Raw genomic sequence first — 16214 nt, 5'->3', positions numbered from 1 at the left:
CTCAGGCGCCTGCTTCGACCGCGGCGACGGCCCTGAGGATGGCTTCGCAAGTCGCCGGCGCATTCAGCGGCGGATTGACCTTGTGATCGCCCACGCTGGAGATGGCGTCGCGGATCGCGAAGAACACGGAGAAGGGCAACAGCAGCGGCGGCTCGCCCACGGCCTTCGAGCGGTGGATCGAATCCTCGACGTTGCGGTTCTCGAACAGTCGCACGCGGAAGTCTTCCGGGCAGTCCGACACCGCCGGGATCTTATAAGTGGACGGCGCGTGCGTCATGAGCTTGCCGCCGTCGTTCCACCACAGCTCCTCGGTGGTCAGCCAGCCCATGCCCTGGATGAAGGCGCCTTCGACCTGGCCGATGTCGATGGCCGGGTTCAGCGATTTGCCGGCGTCGTAGAGCGCATCGGCGCGCAGCAGCTTCCATTCGCCGGTGAGGGTATCGACGATCACTTCCGACACCGCGGCGCCGTAAGCGAAATAGGAGAAGGGGCGGCCGGTCATGGTCTTGGCATCCCAGGACAGGCCCGGGGTGGCGTAGTAGCCGTCCGACCACAGCTGGGTGCGCGCCAGATAGGCTTTCGCCACCAGCTCGCCGAACGGGACTTCGACGCCATTCACGAACACGGTGTCGTCCGCGAAGCGCACTTCGTCGGCCGCGCCGCCGTGCAGCTTGACCGCAAAGGCGGCCAGGCGCTCGCGGATCTGGCGCGCCGCGTCCTGGGCCGCCTTGCCGTTCAGGTCCGCGCCGGTGGAGGCCGCGGTGGCCGAGGTATTCGCGACCTTGCTGGTATTGGTGGCGGTGATGCGCACGCGCTGCAAGTCCACGCCCAGCTCGTGCGCCACCACCTGCATCACCTTGGTGTTGACGCCCTGCCCCATCTCGGTGCCGCCGTGGTTGACCAGGATGGAACCGTCCACGTAGACGTGCACCAGCGCGCCCGCCTGGTTCAGGTGGGTGACGTTGAAGGCGATGCCGAATTTCACGGGCGTGAGCGCCAGGCCCTTCTTCAGCACCGGGCTGCTTGCGTTGAAGGCGTCGATGGCTGCGCGGCGCGTACGGTATTCGGCGCTGGCTTCCAGCTCGTCGACCAGCTCGTGGATCATGTTGTCGACGATGACCTGGCCGTAGGGCGTGACATTGCGCTCTTCCTTACCGTAGAAATTCAGCTTGCGGATGTCGAGCGCATCGCGGCCCAGATTGCGCGCGATCTCGTCCAGCAAATACTCCATCGCGATCGCGCCCTGCGGGCCGCCGAAGCCGCGGAAGGCGGTGTTCGACTGCGTGTTCGTCTTGCCGCAGGCGGCGCGGATGTCGACGTCGGACAGGTAATAGGTATTGTCGAAGTGGCAGACCGCGCGCGTGGCGACGGGGCCGGACAGGTCGGCCGAGTAGCCGGCGCGCGAGACCATGTCGACCTTCGCCGCCACGATGCGTCCTTCGTCGTCGTAGCCGACTTCGTATTCGTAGTGGAAGCAGTGGCGCTTGCCGGTGACCAGCATGTCGTCGTCGCGGTCGGCGCGCAGTTTCACGGCGCGGCCCGTCAGCTTTGCGCTGATGGCCGCCGCCGCCGCCCACAGCGCCGACTGCGATTCCTTGCCGCCGAAGCCGCCGCCCATGCGCCGGCACTCGACCACCACGTGGTGGGAATGCAGGCCCAGCGCGTGCGCGACCACGTGCTGCATCTCGCTCGGGTGCTGGGTCGAGCACTGCACCAAGAGCCCATCGTTTTCCTGCGGGATGGCGTAGGCGATCTGGCCTTCGAGGTAGAACTGTTCCTGGCCGCCGACGTGCAGCTCGCCCTTCACGGTGTGCGGGGCGCGTTCGAAGGCCGCCTGCGCATCGCCGCGCGCCAGGCGCATCGGCGGCAGCACATAGGACTGGGCCTTGCGTGCGGCCTGCGGGGTCAGGATGGCCGGCAGTTCCTCATAGCTGACCACGCCCTTCTTCGCGGCGCGGCGCGCGTTGTCGTGGCTGTCCGCGACGACGATGAAGACCGGCTGGCCCACGTACTGGACCAGGCCATCGGCCAGGATCGGGTCGTCGTGGATGATGGGGCCGCAATCGTTGGTGCCGGGGATGTCCTGGGCCGTGTAGACCGCGACCACGCCGCGGCTGGCGCGCACCCCATCCAGGTCGATCGCCAGGATCTTCGCGTGCGCCTTGCTGGACAGGCCCAGCGCCGCGTGCAGGGTGCCGCGGACCTCGGCGATATCGTCCGTGTAATCGGCCTGCCCCAGCACGTGCAGGCGCGCCGATTCGTGGGCCTTCGAGACGCCGACCGCGGTCCACGCCGCCGTCTTCAGTTCCGGTGCGCTCATATCGTTCATGGTCCGGTCTCCTCAGGCGCTCAGTTGCGCGAATACGTTGACGGCGTCGGCCGGCAGCGGGTTTTCGAGCCGCGTTTCGAGCCAGAAGCGGCGCAGCAGGTTTTGCGCGCCCTGCATGCGGTAGCTGTTCGAGGCGCGCATGTCGCTCAGCGGCGCATAGTCCTGCGCCAGCGCGGCCATCGCGTCCTTCATCGCTGCTTCGTCCCAGGCGCGTCCGTTCAATGCCGCTTCGGCCAGCGCGGCGCGTTTCGGAGTCGCGGCCATGCCGCCGAAAGCGATGCGCGCCTGCTTCACGATGCCGCCGTCGAGTTCAATGGCAAACGCGGCGCACACGGCCGAGATATCTTGGTCGAAGCGCTTCGCCAGTTTATAGGTGCGGAAGGCGATGTCCTTGCGCGGCAGCGGAATCCGCAGCGCCTGGACGAATTCGCCGGCTTTCAAATCCTTCTGCTGGTAGCCGAGATAGAAGTCGTCCAGCGGCATGCTGCGCTCGCCCTCGGGACCGCGCAGCACGATGGCGGCTTTCAAGGCGATCAGCCAGGGCATCGAGTCACCGATCGGCGAACCGTTGGCGACGTTGCCGCCCAGGGTGCCGGCATTCCGGATCGGCAGCGACGCGAAGCGCTGCCACAGTTCGGCCAGTTCCGGATAGCGCGCGCAGATGGCGGCGTAAGCGTCGTTCAGCGTGACGCCGGCGCCGACTTCGAGCAAGCCCTTGTGCTCGCGCACGGCTTTCAGTTCCTCGACGTGGCCGAGGTAGATGATGTCGGTGAGCTCGCGCATCTGCTTGGTGACCCACAGGCCGACGTCGGTCGACCCGGCCAGCAGCACGGCTTGCGGATGGGCGGCGCGGGCCGCCACCAGTTCGTCGACGGTGCGCGGGGCGTGGAAGGTCTGGCCCTGGGCGATATACACGGTGCCAGCTTCGTGCTGCAGGCCGCGCAGGGTAGCCGCCAGGGCCTCGCGGTCGAAGTCCACGCGCGGCAGTTCCGTCATGCGGCGCGCGGCATCGATGATGGGACGGTAGCCGGTGCAGCGGCACAGGTTGCCGGACAGGGTGTCGTCGATCTCGCGGCGCGAGGGGCAAGCTTCGGTTTTCAGGTACATGCCCCACAGCGACATCGCGAAGCCGGGCGTGCAGAAGCCGCACTGCGAGCCGTGGCATTCGACCAGCGCCTCCTGCACGGGATGCAGCTTGCCGCCCTGCGCCAGGTCTTCCACGGTGAACAAGGCCTTGCCGTCCAGGGTCGGCGTGAACTGGATACAGGAATTCACCGCCTTCATCTCGAGCTGGCCATTTTCCAGCGATCCGATCACCACGGTGCAGGCGCCGCAATCGCCCTCGGCACAGCCTTCCTTGGTGCCAGTGCAATGCAGGTCTTCCCGCAGGTGCTGCAGGACGGTCTGCGTGGGGGAGGCGTTGCTGACTTCCTGAACGGCCCCGCGGTAGAAGAATCGGATCGGTGTTGACATTGTTGCCTCGGATTTAACCCAGCGTGCGAGATTAACACCGGAGGGGGCGCTACATATCATCAGTCGATGATTTTGAATATCATCAAAGTCCCATAAGCTGTCATTCCCGGCATTGCCGAAAATGACTTCCCGCGCAGGCGGGAATGACGGCTTTAGTTTTATTTTACGAAAGGGTGCTCCGATTCCCAGTGTCTCGCAATATCGATCCGCCTGGTAATCCACACATGCTGATGCGTCTGCACATAATCCAGGAACCTGGCCAGTGCCGCCGCCCTCGCCGGCCGCCCGACGATGCGGCAGTGCAGCCCGATCGACAGCATCTTCGGCTGGTTCAGCCCGTTCGGATCCCCTTCTGCGTACAGCACGTCGAAGGCATCCTTCAGATAGTCGAAGAACTGCGTCCCGGAATTGAAACCCTGCATGGCCGCGAAGCGCATGTCATTGGTGTCCAGCGTGTAGGGCACCACCAGGTGCTGGCGCTTGGCATGCCAGCCGTTCGCGTCCGTGAACTCGACTTCGGTCCAGAAGGGCAGATCGTCGCCGTAATGGTCGGCATCGTAGACGAAGCCGCCGTGCTCGAGCACCAGGCGCCGGGTGTTGGGCGAATCGCGGCCCGTGTACCAGCCTTGCGGCGCTTCGCCGGTGAGCTCGCGGATGATGTCGACCGCTTCCTTCATGTGGGCGCGTTCAAGCGCTTCGTCGACGTTCTGGTAGGAGATCCAGCGCAGGCCGTGGCAGGCGATCTCGTGGCCCAGCTCGCGGAAGGCGGCCACCGCTTCCGGATTGCGCTTGAGCGCCATCGCCACCCCGAACACCGTCAGCGGCAGCTTGCGCTCTTCGAAGATGCGCAATACGCGCCACAGCCCTGCGCGCGAACCGTATTCGTAGAGCGATTCCATGCTCATGTGGCGCATGGGGAAGGCTTGCGCCCCTATGATTTCGGAGAGAAAAGTCTCCGAATTCGCATCGCCATGCAGCACATTGTTCTCCCCGCCCTCTTCGTAGTTGAGCACGAACTGCAGGGCGACCCGGGCCTGGCCCGGCCATTGCGGATGGGGAGGCGTGCGGCCGTAGCCGATCAGGTCGCGCGGGTAATTGTCGTAGTTACTCATGGGTGCTCGCAGGATGTCAGGTATATCCCCCATCTTATATTGCAAGAAGCACAAAGGTATATCATCGTCCGCATAGCCGAATTCAGGTGTGACATATAGGAAGAACCATGGGAAAACTCAGCACCCACGTGCTCGACACCGCGCAGGGCAAGCCGGGCGCCGGCGTCAAGCTGGAACTGTATGCGGTCGAGGGCGGCCAGCGCAGCCTGATCAAGCAGGACGCCACCAACAGCGACGGCCGTTGCAACGCACCCTTGCTGGAAGGGGAACAACTGAAAGCCGGCCAGTACGAGCTGGTGTTCGCGGCCGGCGACTATTTCGCGGCCCAGGGCGTCGCGCTCCCCTCCCCGCGCTTCATCGACCGCGTGACCATCGCCTTCGGCGTGGCCGACCCCAGCCAGAACTACCACGTGCCGCTGGTGGTCACGCCCTGGTCCTATTCCACCTACCGGGGCAGCTGAACAAGGCGAAATCGCAAAACTTGCTATGCTAGCCCCGACATGAGGGAGAAAGCATGAGTTTGCACGTCGTTCATTTCATCGGCCCCATCAACGCCACGTCCGCCTGCACGGTGCGCAACCTGTGCCTGCAAGCCCTGCAGAGCGGCGCCAGCGAGATCGAACTGCACATGTCCACCGAAGGCGGCAACATGACGGCCGGCTTCGCCCTGTACTACTTCCTCAAGTCGCTTCCCCTCCCCCTCACCACCTGGAACGTCGGCAGCGTCGAATCGGTCGGCGTCGCGATCTTCCTGGCCGGCCAGAAGCGCTACGCCTGTCCCGGCACCCGCTTCCTGATCCACCCGCTGCACTGGGGCTTCGGCAACCTGGTGGCGGCCGACCACGCCCGCATCTCGGAATGGCGCGACTGCCTCGACTTCGACGCCGAGCGCTACGCCGCCATCTTCGAGGAAGCCACGCGCGGCGCCAAATCGGCGCACGACATCCGCGGCTACCTCACAGGCAGCTCGCGCATCTACACGGCCGACCAGGCCGTCGAGGCCGGCATCGTCCACGCCGCGCGCCAGGCCCGCCTGCCCGAAGCCGGCACCACCTCGCACTGGTGGAACTGACCTCCTCCCTCCGATGTTCAATATCTTTTAGTTATACGGACATGAGTCCATGTCTGTTTGGTACAACAGAAAATTACCGAAAGTCATCGTGACAATTGGTGAATATCTATTTTCCTTGCGGCAAAAAATGCTGTATGCCTACAATTGATTACAGGACATACGCCGTGGCCTAATCCTCGCCACCGACTCCTCGCATAACAAGAACCATTCATCCGCAGTAGGAACTTTGTAGGCTAATCCCATGAACAAACGCATCATCGCGGCGACTCTGCTCGCCTTGCCTCTGGCCGTCTCCACCGCTTACGCCCAGGAAAACACCGGCGTGCGCATCAGCGGCTTCGGCACCGGCGCCCTGACCTGGACCAACAGCGACCAGGCCGAATTCGGCCGTCCGAACCAGGCCACCGGCGCCAAGAAGGACGTCACCACCGGCGTCGATTCCAACCTCGGCCTGCAGGCCGATTACGCCATCAACAGCTGGCTGTCCGTGACCGGCCAGGGCCTGGTGCGCAAGGATGCCGAGGACGACTTTGGCGCCGAGCTGTCGTGGGCCTTCGCCAAGGCCAAGATCAATGACGAGCTGAGCGTGCGCGCCGGCCGTATCGGCCTGCCGGTCTTCATGATCTCCGACTACCGCAACGTCGGCTATGCCAACACCTTCCTGCGTCCGCCGGTCGAGCTGTATTCGCAGGTGCCGTTCAGCAGCATCGATGGCGCCGACATCACTTGGCAGCACGGCTTCGGCGACACCACCGTTACCGCCCAGCTCGCCTACGGCAGCACCGATGGCCACCTGTCCGGCGGCAACACCGTCGAAGCGCGCCAGCTGAGCGCCCTGAACCTGGTCGCCGAGCACGGCCCGGTGACCCTGCGTTTCGGCCGCGCCGACGCCAAGATGTCGATGCACACCTCGGCTTCCCTGAACGGCCTGTTCACCAACCTGCGTAACGCAGGCGCCGGCTACAAGTTCCCGCAGCTGACCCAGCTGGCCGGCGACCTCGAGCTGAACAAGAAGAAAGCCTCGTTCACCTCGGCCGGCCTGGCCCTGGACTGGAACAACATCGTCGTCCAGACCGAGTACGCAAAGCGCAAGGTCGACGCCTACATCAACGACACCAGCGCCTGGTACGCGATGGCCGGCTACCGCTTCGGCAAGGTCCTGCCCTTCTACATCCACTCGGAACTGAAGATCGACAGCGTGCCGACTAACACCATTCCGAAGGCCTGCCCTGCCGGCTACCCGGCGGCGTGCACCCCGACCATGGCCGCCCTGTCGGCCGGCGTCAACAGCCTGAAGAACAGCGGCATCGGCCAGGGCGAACAGACCACCGACTCGATCGGCGTGCGCTGGGACTTCTACCGCTCGGTGGCCCTGAAGGCACAGATCGACCGCGTGCGTCCGCAGAACGGCAACGGCCTGTTCCTGGCGCCGCAAGCCGGCTTCAAGGGCCCGGTCACCGTCGGCTCCGTCGCCGTCGACTTCGTGTTCTAAGGCACAAGGAGAACACAGATGAAAGCACTGATCAAAACAGCATTCGCCGGCGCCGTGCTGGCGCTGGCCCTGCCGGCCATGGCCGAAGTGGTCGTGGTCGTCAATCCGAAGGCCGCCGAGTCCAGCATGACCAAGGACCAGGTCGCTGCCTTCTTCCTGGGTAAATCGTCCGCGATGACCCCGGTCGACCAGCCGGAAAGCGCCGCCATCCGCGGCGAGTTCTACAAGAAGGTGACGGACAAGGACGCATCCCAGGTCAAGTCCCTGTGGTCCAAGCTGGTGTTCACCGGCAAGGCCACGATGCCGAAGGAAGTTGGCGACAGCGCCGCCGTCAAGAAGGCGGTGGCGGCCGATCCGAAGGCCATCGGCTACATCGAGAAGAGCGCAGTCGACGGCTCTGTCAAGGTGATCTACAGCGCCCAATAAGGCGATCCACACACCCGCGCCCCGGTGTTTTCCCGGGCGCGGGTGTGTTCATTTTCAGGAGACACGGCAGCATGAGCATCAAGCGCAGGATTTGGGCACTACCAGTCATCTCGACCATCATTTTCGGCCTGGGCGTGGCCGTCAGCGCGAGCATCGCGACCGGCGCCCTGAACTCCATCCACATGACCGAAAGCGTCGACTTCCCGGCCCTGGGCGCCTCCAAGGCGCTGGCTGCCGACATCGAAGCCGTCACGAACGGCTTGCGCGACGCCGTCAGCGAAGGCGACAAGGCGCGCGTTCAGCAACTCGGCGAACAAGCCAACAAGGTGCGCGGCCGCCTGACCGAGATCGGCAAGATCGAAGGCCAGGAAAGCAACGCCAAACGCCTCACCAAGGAATTCGAGGATTACTACGCTCCGGCGCTGTCCTCCGCCAAGATCATGCTCGAACTCGAGCAGGGCGACGCCCAGGCCACCGTCACCAAGATGCAGGGCGCGCTGACCGTCCTCAACAAGGACGTCGCCAAGTTCAACGAATCGGCCCAGCAGCAATTCAAGGACGGCATCGAACGCAGCGCCTCGAAGGTGCGCGGCGTCGTGACCTCGATCGTCATCACCGCGCTGATCGTGATCCTGGCCCTGGCCGTGGTCTCGTGGTTCGTGGTGCGCACCATCTGGCAGCAGCTGGGCGGCGAGCCGGAATATGCGCGCGAGATCGCACGCGGCGTGGCCGCCGGCGACCTGTCGATGGAAATCCGCCTCGATGCCGGCGACAACGGCAGCCTGCTGGCCGCGCTGAAGGAAATGCGCGCCCGCCTGGCCACCATGGTCGCCGAGATCAAGGCATCGAGCGAGACCATCCAGATGGCCAGCGCCGAAATCGCCAGCGGCAACGCCGACCTGGCCAGCCGCACCGAGTCGCAGGCCTCGAGCCTGGGCAACACGACCCGCGCGATGGAATCGCTGACCGACACCGTGCGCACCAACGCCGCCAACGCCAACCAGGCCAACGAACTGGTGGTCACGGCCACCGGCATCGCCACCCGCGGCGGCGAAGTGGTGGGCAACGTGGTGCAGACCATGGGCTCGATCAGCGAGTCGTCGAAGAAGATCGTCGACATCATTTCGGTCATCGACGGCATCGCTTTCCAGACCAATATCCTGGCGCTGAACGCGGCCGTCGAAGCGGCCCGCGCCGGCGAACAGGGCCGCGGCTTCGCGGTCGTGGCCGGCGAAGTGCGTACCCTGGCCCAGCGCTCGGCCGCCGCCGCCAAGGAAATCAAGGAACTGATCGGCGACTCGGTGTCCAAGGTCACCGCCGGCACCGCGCTGGTGGACGAAGCCGGCGCCACGATGGACCAGATCGTCAACTCGGTGCGCAAGGTGCACGACATCATGGCCGAGATCAGCGAAGCCGGCCAGCGCCAGAGCGAAGGCATCGAGCAGATCGGCCGCGCGATCGACGACATGGACCAGACCACCCAGCAGAACGCCGCGCTGGTCGAGGAAGCGTCGGCCGCGGCCGAGTCGCTGAGCGAGCAGACCGTGCAGCTGTCGAATGCGCTGGCGGTGTTCAAGCTGGATAGCAGTCCGGCGATGGCGGCGCCTGCCGCCGAAAAGCGCCTGGCGCTTCGTTAACTCGTCATTCCCGCGAAAGCGGGAATGACGTAGCAAACTGTACGTACTAGCCAAACTTGCAACCCCCTCCCCTTACCTTTAGAATCGAATCCCCTCCTGATTCTTCACGGTAAACCTTGGAAACCGTACCCCTTTGGGCACTCGTCCTTGCCCTGGTCCTCCTGATTCTCTGCTCGGCCTTTTTCGCGATGGCGGAAACGGCCCTGATGGCCGCCAATAAATACCGGCTGCGCCACCTGGCCAAGCGCGGCCACCGCGGCGCCATCACCACCCTGTGGCTGCTGGAGCGCACCGACAAGCTGCTGTCGCTGGTCCTGATCGCCAACACCCTGATCAATGCGATGGCCACCGCCCTGGTGACGGCGATCGCGATCCTGTCCTTCGGCCACGAGGAAAGCGTGATTACCATCGCCACCGCCAGCGTGGCCTTCCTGCTGATCGTGTTTGCGGAAATCGCGCCCAAGGTGATCGGCGCCACCTACCCGGAACGGATCTCGCTGGGCACCAGCGTGGTGCTGCGGCCCCTGATGAAGCTGGCCAAGCCGGCGATCTGGTTCGTCAACCTGTTCGTCTCCGCCATCCTGCGCCCGCTGGGCATCCGCGCCAGTACCGGCGCCCACCAGCAGCGCCTGTCGGCCGAGGAATTGCGCACCGTGGTGCTGGAAGGCGGCAACTTCATGCCGCAGAAGCACAAGAGCATCCTGCTCAACCTGTTCGACCTGGAAAAGATCTCGGTCGAAGACATCATGACCCCGCGCAGCCAGATCGAAGCCCTGAACCTGGCGCGCCCGATCGAGGACATCAAGGCCGAGCTGATCACCTGCTACCACCGCAAGCTGCCGGTGTACGAGGGCGAAATTAACCGCATCGTCGGCATCCTGCCGGTACGCAAGACGGTCGGGCTGCTGAGCCAGTCGGACGAGCTGACGGTCGCGGATCTGCGCGCGCTCCTGACCGAGCCCTACTTCATCCCGCAGGACACCGACGTCTTCACCCAGCTGCAGTATTTCCAGGAAAACAAGGAAAGACTGGGCATCATCGTCGACGAATACGGCGAGGTGCAGGGCCTGGTGACGCTCGAGGACATCATCGAGGAAATGATCGGCGACTACACGACCTCGACCCCGGCCACCGCGCGCACCGACGCCATGGCCTGGAACGCCAAGGGCGAATGTCTATTGGAAGGCAGCACACCGCTGCGCGACATCAACAAGAAGCTGGGCCTGGAGCTGCCGCTGGACGGACCGAAGACCGTCAACGGCTTGTTGCTCGAACAACTGCAGGAAATTCCCGAGTTTCCGATTGCGCTGAAGGTGGGTGGGGTCGTGATCGAAGTGGTGCAGGTACAGAATCAGTCAATCAGAGTCGTGAAACTGTTAAGGCCGGTTGTCATCAAAAGGTGGCTGGCGGCCTGAACCCCGTCATTCCCGCGAAAGCGGGAATGACGTGCAAAGGCTTCGGGCCGGCGTTCTCCCACCTTAGCCAGGAGCCCCAATGTCACCGCTTTTATGCTTGTCACCCAAGCAATACCATTTCGTCTACGTGGTATGCACGCCTCTTTCCCGACGCCATTCTCTTTACAAATCTGATGCCTACGGGCATCATCCAAAGCAGCCACCGGGCATGACCGTCCAGCCCGGCTCCTTGTCGCCACTCCGTCCCTGATCCTATGGCAGCAGTCCTCCCCAACACGACCGCAGGCACCGCATTGCCCGGGTTGGCGCGCGCCCTGGTCCAGGCCGGGCGCCTGAGCCTGCCGCAGGCGGACGGCCTGCAGAAGAAGGCGGCGGCCGACAAGACAGGCTTCATCGACACCCTGCTGGGCGCCGGCGTCATCGATGCGCGCAGCCTGGCCGTGTTCTGCGCCGAGACCTTCGGCTACCCGCTGCTCGACCTGGCCACCTTCAGCGTGGACTCGCTGCCGGCCAACGCCATCGACACCCGCCTGATGCAGGCGCAGCGCGTGATCGCCCTGGCCAAGCGCGGCAACAAGCTGTCGGTGGCGCTGTCCGACCCTACCAATTCCCAGGCCCTGGACCAGATCAAGTTCCAGAGCGAGGCCTCGGTGGAGCCGGTGATCGTGGCCCACGACACCCTGCTGGCCCTGCTGGCCACGCTGACCAAGAACGCCGAGCAGAGCATCAGCGAACTGGTGGGCGACGAGGGGGACATCGAATTCGCCGACGACGAGCCGCAGCAGGCCAGCCAGGCCGAAGCGGCCGCCGCGATGGAAGTCGAGGACGCGCCCATCGTGCGCTTCCTGAACAAGGTGCTGATGGATGCGATCACGCTGGGCGCATCCGACATCCACTTCGAGCCCTACGAAAAGCAGTACCGGATCCGCCTGCGCGTGGACGGCGTGCTGCGCGACCACCTGGCGCCGCCGCTGTCGATCCGCGACAAGCTGGTCTCGCGCATCAAGGTGCTGGCCAAGCTCGACATCTCCGAAAAGCGCGTGCCGCAGGACGGCCGCATGCGCCTGGTACTGTCCGCAACCAAGACCATCGATTTCCGCGTCAGCACCCTGCCGACCCTGTTCGGCGAAAAGACGGTCATGCGTATCCTCGACGCCACCCAGGCGCAGATGGGCATCGACGCGCTGGGCTACGACCCGGACCAGAAGGCGCTGCTGATCGACGCCATCACCCGCCCCTACGGCATGGTGCTGGTGACGGGACCGACCGGCTCGGGTAAAACGGTGTCCTTGTATAGCTGCCTCAACCTGCTGAACAAGCCAGGCATCAACATCTCGACTGCGGAAGACCCGGCCGAGATCAACCTGCCCGGCGTGAACCAGGTGAACGTCAACGAGAAGGCCGGCCTCACCTTCCCGGTCGCGCTGAAAGCCTTCCTGCGCCAGGATCCCGACATCATCATGGTCGGCGAGATCCGCGACCTCGAAACCGCGGATATCGCCATCAAGGCCGCCCAGACCGGCCACATGGTGTTCTCGACCCTGCACACGAACGACGCGCCGTCCACGCTGACGCGTTTGATGAACATGGGCGTGGCGCCCTTCAACATCGCCTCCTCGGTCATCCTGATCACGGCCCAGCGCCTGGCGCGCCGCCTGTGCACCTGCAAGCAGCCGCTCGAGGCCGAGCGCGACGTCCTGAAGGCGGCCGGCTTCCGCGACGCCGACCTGGATGGCGACTGGAAGCCCTATGGCCCGGTGGGCTGCGAGCGTTGCCTCGGCTCGGGCTACAAGGGCCGCGTCGGCATCTACCAGATCATGCCGATTTCGCCGGCGATCGAGGCCCTGATCCTCGCCAACGGCAATGCGATGGAGATTGCCGCGCAAGCGGAAAGCGAAGGCGTGAACTCGCTGCGCCGTTCCGGCCTGATGAAGGTGAAACAGGGACTGACCAGCCTCGAGGAAGTGCTGGGCTGTACCAACGAGTAGTTTAGATACGGGAAAACACATGGCAACTTCGGCCCCAGCGCGCGCCGGCGGCAGCGCCCAGATCAAGGAATTCGTCTACGCCTGGGAAGGCAAGGACAAGACCGGCAAGACCGTGCGTGGCGAGATGCGCGCCGGCGGCGAAACCATCGTCAACGTGACCCTGCGCCGCCAGGGCATCATGGTCACCAAGGTCAAGAAGAAGGCCTACCGCAGCGGCAAGAAGATCGTCGACAAGGACCTGACCCTGTTCACGCGCCAGCTGGCCACCATGATGAAGGCCGGCGTGCCGCTGCTGCAATCCTTCGACATCGTCGGCAAGGGCCACGCCAACCCCTCGATGTCCAAGCTGATCATGGACCTGCGCGCCGACATCGAGACCGGCACCAGCCTGAACAACGCCTTCCGCAAGTACCCGCTCTACTTCGATCCGCTGTTCTGCAACCTGGTGGGCGCCGGCGAACAGGCCGGCATTCTCGAAGACTTATTAACACGCCTGGCCGTCTACAAGGAAAAGACCCTGGCCCTGAAGGCCAAGATCAAGTCGGCCCTGACCTACCCGATCGCGATCCTGGCGATCGCCTTCATCGTCACCGCCGTGATCATGATCTGGGTGGTGCCGGCCTTCAAGGAGGTGTTCAGCACCTTCGGCGCCGACCTGCCAACCCCGACCCTGGTCGTGATGGCGATGTCGGACTTCGTGGTGAAGTGGTGGTACATCATCTTCGGCACGCTGTTCGGCGCCATCTACTTCTTCCTGCAGTCCTGGCGCCGCTCGCTCAAGATGCAGCAGGCCATGGACCGCCTGATGCTGCGCCTGCCGGTGTTCGGCGAGGTGATCCGCAAGGCGACCATCGCGCGCTGGACCCGCACCCTGGCCACCATGTTCGCGGCCGGCGTGCCGCTGGTCGAAGCCCTCGACTCGGTCGGCGGCGCGGCCGGCAACGCGGTCTACCTGGAAGCGACCAAGAAGATCCAGACCGAAGTCAGCACCGGCACCAGCCTGACGGCGGCCATGCAGAACGCCAACGTGTTCCCGAACATGGTGACCCAGATGGTCGCCATCGGCGAGGAATCCGGCGCGCTGGACGGCATGCTGGGCAAGGTGGCGGACTTCTATGAAGAGGAAGTCGACGAGGCGGTGAGTGCGCTGTCTTCGCTGATGGAGCCGATGATCATGGTGATTCTGGGTGTGCTGATTGGTGGCTTGGTGGTGGCCATGTATCTGCCTATCTTCAAGCTGGGTGCGGTGGTTTAAGACTTTCTTGTAGGTTCTAAAAAAATCCTGCAGTGTCTCGAAAAAGCACTGCAGTGAACCTTAGTGGTTTCGTATAGTTTGCAACAGGCTTGTTGCTCCAAGACACACGACATTCTGCTTCGTGAGAAGTAGCCGTCAATAACGCAGCCAAATACCTTCAATGCAACTAAAACGCCGTTTAAGAGCGGAGGCGATATAAAGAGGAGTGTCGAGTGACAATTGAATCGTGCCTCATGGGCATTTGCTTCATCCCTCTTGACGGCAGTGGGCAGAAGTTCTTCGGCTTCTCGGAATTCCTCGCAGGCCTTGCGCTTATGGTGTTGGCTTGGACAATCGCCGACGTCCGCTACCGGTTCCGAGTTCGGACAGCTCCAATACCTATGCTGGGTATTACGTTTTTTGTCGTGTCCGCTATAGGTGTGCTGACGCTGCTGACAGACCTCTGGCGCGCAGAGCAGTGGCTTGTGCCAAAGGGTAACCTATTGACGCCCGCGTCGTGGCAAGCGATCCTGGGCGGATTATTTCTGCTGACGTTCCTCACATGGGCTTGGTTCGCGTTCATCCGGCCACCTGCATACGGCCGGCACAACGCCGAGCGCTTCGCACAGACCCTGTATCGATTCGTTCTTAAAGGCTCACCGGAAGAGCTTGCAGTGATCGCAGACGAACTTACATACTCAGCTAGGGCGCTTGTCCGCCATGCCACGGATAGGGGCAGGCTTAAGAACTATCGGCATGAGCGCGAAGACGAGGAAAAGAAGGCTCCTCCGAAGACAGAGCGCTATGCGAACGATCTCCTTCTGCTCATCGCCGACAAGAGGCTATGTCGAACGATTGTCAATTCGTCACCCGGCACTGCGCTGGCCCTGTTCCAAGCTATGGCCGATGAAAAAAAGTACGGCATCCAAGTAGAGACTTTTGCCAAAAACATCGTCAACGAGGCCTTAGCAAACAAGGACTCGTTCTTGTTTCACGAGGCTGAAGGGTATCAGTCTGGCTTAATCGGCTACCACAAGCCCCTCAGTCAGGCGATGTTTTCGAATTACAAGATGGTCGAGACGATCGGAACCCTCCTCGATCCAGACTTCGATGACAAGAGAGAATGGAATGCCGCACAATGGGAAGCCTACTGTCGAATAGTGCTGATGACTTTTCGCAGTTATGTCGAAAACGGGTTCAGCGGCCATTCATTTGTTCTCTATCGCGCCAAGAGCAACATTGAGAACGCTGTATCCGATCTTTACAAGCTTAACGGTGTAACCAACAGTGCGTGGGACGACGATTTACAGGCACGCCTCCGGGTGATCGTCGAATTCATCAAGGACGCAGTAGAGATTCTGGAAAAGAAGGGGGTTCCCGACTACGTTCAGCTACGAATTCGGGACAAGGGCAGTCTACCGCGCGAAACCTTCTACGACCACTTCGCCAACCTGATATTTGAGGTTATGTTTGCAGCCTCCGCCGTTACTTCCCCAAATAGGTTGAGCTGGTGGATTCAGCACAACTCGGTCTGGTCAAGGCTGTTCAACTTTGATCGACTCCAAGGAAAGGCCGGTGCTTCCGTCAAGTTCAAGGTGCGCAGACTTTTATACAGTGAGATTGCTGATATGAAGCGCTTCCCCAACTTCAAAGGGGCGCGGATTCTCGGCTTCTGCTTGAATGTGATGGGACTCACTCTCAAGCCGAGCAACTACGACAAAGATAGCCGAGCGCTCCATAAAGCAGTGCTAGCCTGGACAAAAAAGAACTTCGTCTGGCTACATCGGTATAACCCGCGCGTTGCTGAAGCGTGCTTAGTAGACGGCATGACCTACGACGCGAAAAAGCGACGACTAGTGCGCACTTATCCAGTTGAAGGGCTCCGTCGCGAACCAGCCTATGTCTACCTCCTATTAGACCCAGCTCCACCCGAGTCCGAGCCGTTAGTGTCGGCTACTTCTCAAATTGAGCTTTAGCAAGTTGCCGGGAATGTGAGTCAGACGCGTTGACTACAGCGCACATTTCGAGAGTTCCTG

12 protein-coding genes are annotated in these 16214 nt (G+C 62.9%); 9 read left to right on the top strand and 3 right to left on the bottom strand.

Annotation, left to right across the window (positions count from 1 at the left end):
• Position 1: 1 nt before the first annotated feature.
• The 3 genes from xdhB to puuE all read right to left on the bottom strand — a co-directional run bounded on the left by xdhB (position 2) and on the right by puuE (position 4914).
• A complete protein-coding gene (gene xdhB / locus AC07PE_RS13890) occupies positions 2-2329 on the bottom strand; it encodes a xanthine dehydrogenase molybdopterin binding subunit (protein WP_498765323.1) in 2328 nt (775 codons plus the stop codon).
• A 12-nt stretch (positions 2330-2341) separates the two neighbouring features.
• The gene (gene xdhA, locus AC07PE_RS13885; protein ID WP_498765321.1) at positions 2342-3802 is read right to left on the bottom strand and encodes a xanthine dehydrogenase small subunit; all 1461 of its coding nucleotides are present in this window, start codon (positions 3800-3802) and stop codon (positions 2342-2344) included.
• 158 nt (positions 3803-3960) lie between these two features.
• The gene (gene puuE, locus AC07PE_RS13880; protein ID WP_498765319.1) at positions 3961-4914 is read right to left on the bottom strand and encodes an allantoinase PuuE; all 954 of its coding nucleotides are present in this window, start codon (positions 4912-4914) and stop codon (positions 3961-3963) included.
• 107 nt (positions 4915-5021) lie between these two features.
• Here puuE and uraH point away from each other — a divergent pair, with 107 nt between their 5' ends.
• From uraH to AC07PE_RS13835, 9 genes are all read left to right on the top strand, one after another.
• Positions 5022-5375, top strand: a complete 354-nt coding sequence (gene uraH / locus AC07PE_RS13875; protein WP_498765317.1) for a hydroxyisourate hydrolase — start codon at positions 5022-5024, stop codon at positions 5373-5375.
• 53 nt (positions 5376-5428) lie between these two features.
• Positions 5429-5986 (top strand): ClpP family protease, encoded by a 558-nt coding sequence (locus tag AC07PE_RS13870; RefSeq protein ID WP_498765315.1) that lies wholly within the window; start codon positions 5429-5431, stop codon positions 5984-5986.
• A 241-nt stretch (positions 5987-6227) separates the two neighbouring features.
• Positions 6228-7478 carry a hypothetical protein gene (locus AC07PE_RS13865; RefSeq protein ID WP_498765313.1) on the top strand — a complete coding sequence of 417 codons (1251 nt, stop codon included), beginning with the start codon at positions 6228-6230 and terminating at the stop codon, positions 7476-7478.
• 18 nt (positions 7479-7496) lie between these two features.
• Entirely contained in the window at positions 7497-7904 is a 408-nt protein-coding gene (locus tag AC07PE_RS13860; RefSeq protein ID WP_498765311.1) for a hypothetical protein, read from the top strand.
• Between the two features lie 71 nt (positions 7905-7975).
• Positions 7976-9541, top strand: a complete 1566-nt coding sequence (locus AC07PE_RS13855) for a methyl-accepting chemotaxis protein (RefSeq protein ID WP_498765309.1) — start codon at positions 7976-7978, stop codon at positions 9539-9541.
• A 116-nt stretch (positions 9542-9657) separates the two neighbouring features.
• Positions 9658-10956, top strand: coding sequence for an HlyC/CorC family transporter (locus tag AC07PE_RS13850; protein ID WP_498765307.1), 1299 nt, complete (start codon positions 9658-9660; stop codon positions 10954-10956).
• Between the two features lie 254 nt (positions 10957-11210).
• Positions 11211-12944: a type IV-A pilus assembly ATPase PilB gene (gene pilB, locus AC07PE_RS13845; RefSeq protein ID WP_498765305.1), complete on the top strand. Its 1734-nt coding sequence runs from the start codon at positions 11211-11213 to the stop codon at positions 12942-12944.
• Between the two features lie 19 nt (positions 12945-12963).
• Positions 12964-14199, top strand: coding sequence for a type II secretion system F family protein (locus AC07PE_RS13840; RefSeq protein WP_498765303.1), 1236 nt, complete (start codon positions 12964-12966; stop codon positions 14197-14199).
• Between the two features lie 212 nt (positions 14200-14411).
• Entirely contained in the window at positions 14412-16154 is a 1743-nt protein-coding gene (locus AC07PE_RS13835) for a hypothetical protein (RefSeq protein WP_498765301.1), read from the top strand.
• The last annotated feature ends 60 nt before the right edge of the window (positions 16155-16214 follow it).

The organism is Telluria sp. GW821-FHT07G12, assembly GCF_059418525.1.
Note: the sequence above shows the minus strand (reverse complement) of the source record. Positions and strands in the feature narration are given on the sequence as shown.

What these genes read in the sequence shown, in the direction of transcription:
- xdhB (WP_498765323.1), bottom strand. Translation starts at nt 2,329, where the DNA reads ATGAACGATATGAGCGCACCGGAACTGAAGACGGCGGCGTGGACCGCG.
- xdhA (WP_498765321.1), bottom strand. Translation starts at nt 3,802, where the DNA reads ATGTCAACACCGATCCGATTCTTCTACCGCGGGGCCGTTCAGGAAGTC.
- puuE (WP_498765319.1), bottom strand. Translation starts at nt 4,914, where the DNA reads ATGAGTAACTACGACAATTACCCGCGCGACCTGATCGGCTACGGCCGC.
- uraH (WP_498765317.1), top strand. Translation starts at nt 5,022, where the DNA reads ATGGGAAAACTCAGCACCCACGTGCTCGACACCGCGCAGGGCAAGCCG.
- AC07PE_RS13870 (WP_498765315.1), top strand. Translation starts at nt 5,429, where the DNA reads ATGAGTTTGCACGTCGTTCATTTCATCGGCCCCATCAACGCCACGTCC.
- AC07PE_RS13865 (WP_498765313.1), top strand. Translation starts at nt 6,228, where the DNA reads ATGAACAAACGCATCATCGCGGCGACTCTGCTCGCCTTGCCTCTGGCC.
- AC07PE_RS13860 (WP_498765311.1), top strand. Translation starts at nt 7,497, where the DNA reads ATGAAAGCACTGATCAAAACAGCATTCGCCGGCGCCGTGCTGGCGCTG.
- AC07PE_RS13855 (WP_498765309.1), top strand. Translation starts at nt 7,976, where the DNA reads ATGAGCATCAAGCGCAGGATTTGGGCACTACCAGTCATCTCGACCATC.
- pilB (WP_498765305.1), top strand. Translation starts at nt 11,211, where the DNA reads ATGGCAGCAGTCCTCCCCAACACGACCGCAGGCACCGCATTGCCCGGG.
- AC07PE_RS13840 (WP_498765303.1), top strand. Translation starts at nt 12,964, where the DNA reads ATGGCAACTTCGGCCCCAGCGCGCGCCGGCGGCAGCGCCCAGATCAAG.